Raw genomic sequence first — 1,661 nt, forward strand, 5'->3', positions numbered from 1 at the left:
CTTGTGGCCCTGAAAACGCGGTGAGAAGGGCCACAAGTGCGCTCTCGCTGGCTGTCCGGGGATCTCGGAGCAACCCTCGCGGATTCTCACGATCGTGGAGCGATCGGTAAGGGTAGGCTAACCATCCCCGTGCTATCGTGATGCTGCATCAGTATCCAGACCAGAACCGGAGTGCCGTGCTCGCCAACTACCTGATCGGACTCCGAGAGGGGCTCGAAGGTGCCCTCATCGTCACCATTCTCGTCGCCTACCTCGTGAAGATCGCCCGCCGCGACCTGCTGGGCCGTCTCTGGACGGGCGTCGGCCTCGCCGTGCTCCTCGCCCTCACGATCGGCGCCGTGCTCACCTTCGGCACCGCGAGCCTTCCGGAATCGGCCGAACCGGCCATCGCCGGCACGCTCTCCATCGCCGCGACCGGCCTGGTCACCTGGATGGTGTTCTGGATGCTGCGCACGGCCCGCGACCTGAGCGGCCACCTCCGCGGCACGATCGACCGCTCCCTCGTCGGCACCGGCGTCGGCCTCGTCCTGATCGCCTTCCTCGCCGTCGGGCGGGAGGGCATCGAAACGGCCCTGTTCATCTGGGCCGCCGTGCAGTCCACCGGCGAGACCACGCTGCCGCTCATCGGGGCCGCGCTCGGCATCCTCAGCGCGGTCGGCCTCGGAGCGCTCATCTACTTCGGCATGCTCAAGATCAACCTCGCGCGGTTCTTCACCTGGAGCGGGGCGATCCTGATCGTCGTCGCGGCCGGGGTACTCTCCTACGGTGTGCATGACCTGCAGGAGTCCGGGATCCTCCCCGGCGAGCACAACCTCGCCTTCGACGTGAGCGCCGCCATCCCGCCGGAGAGCTGGTACGGCACGCTGCTGAAGGGCACCCTGAACTTCTCGCCGGAGACCACCTGGCTCTCGCTGCTGGTCTGGCTCGCATACACCGGAACGGTGCTCACGATCTTCCTCGTGTCGAGCGCCCGCAACCGGGCCGGGCGTCCGGTCGTCGCCCCCCGCGTCGATGCCGTGAAGATGGCCGCCACCGCCCGCTGAGCCCGCTGAACGCGCTGAACCCGCCGCACCGTCACACCGTCGCCAAAGGAGACCACAGATGCCCGAATTCGTCCGGTCGGCCGATGGCACTCGGATCGCGTACGATAGCCTCGGTTCCGGGGACCCGGTCATCGTCATCGGCGGTGCCTTCAACACCCGGTCCTCCCCGTATCCGCTCGTGACCCTGCTCGCCGAGCACGTCACGGCGTACACCTTCGACCGGCGCGGCAAGGGCGAGAGCCCGGAATCCGGGCCGTATGCGGTCGAACGCGAAATCGAGGACCTGGCCGCCCTCGTCGCCGTGGCCGGAGGCGCAGCCGGCGTGTACGGCCATTCCTCCGGAGCGATCCTGGCGATCGAGGCCGCCGCCGCCGGCGTGCACATCACCCGGCTCGCAGTCTACGAGCCGCCATACACCGCCGATCCGGAGCACCCGGCCCCGGCGGACGACCTCGGCCTCCAGGCCGCCCTCGACGCCGGAGACCCCGCTGCCGCAGCGGCGCTCTTCCTCCGCATCACCGGAATGGACGACGCGGCCGTACGCTCCATCACGTCCGCACCGTTCTGGCCTGGACTCGTCCACCTCGCCCCCACCCTGCCGCACGAACTCGCCCTGAC

At 69.2% G+C, this 1,661-nt stretch carries 2 protein-coding genes; both read left to right on the top strand.

Translation table 11 applies throughout. The annotated features are described in order from the left end of the window. The first annotated feature begins 176 nt into the window (after positions 1-176). Positions 177-1,043 carry an iron uptake transporter permease EfeU gene (gene efeU, locus QN345_RS18770; protein WP_134449622.1) on the top strand — a complete coding sequence of 289 codons (867 nt, stop codon included), beginning with the start codon at positions 177-179 and terminating at the stop codon, positions 1,041-1,043. A gap of 58 nt (positions 1,044-1,101) precedes the next feature. Further along, a partial coding sequence (locus tag QN345_RS18775) for an alpha/beta fold hydrolase (protein WP_323509076.1) occupies positions 1,102-1,661 on the top strand: 560 nt, incomplete at its 3' end.

The sequence above is a fragment of the Cryobacterium sp. 10I1 genome (assembly GCF_035019805.1).
Taxonomy (GTDB): Bacteria; Actinomycetota; Actinomycetes; order Actinomycetales; family Microbacteriaceae; genus Cryobacterium; species Cryobacterium glucosi.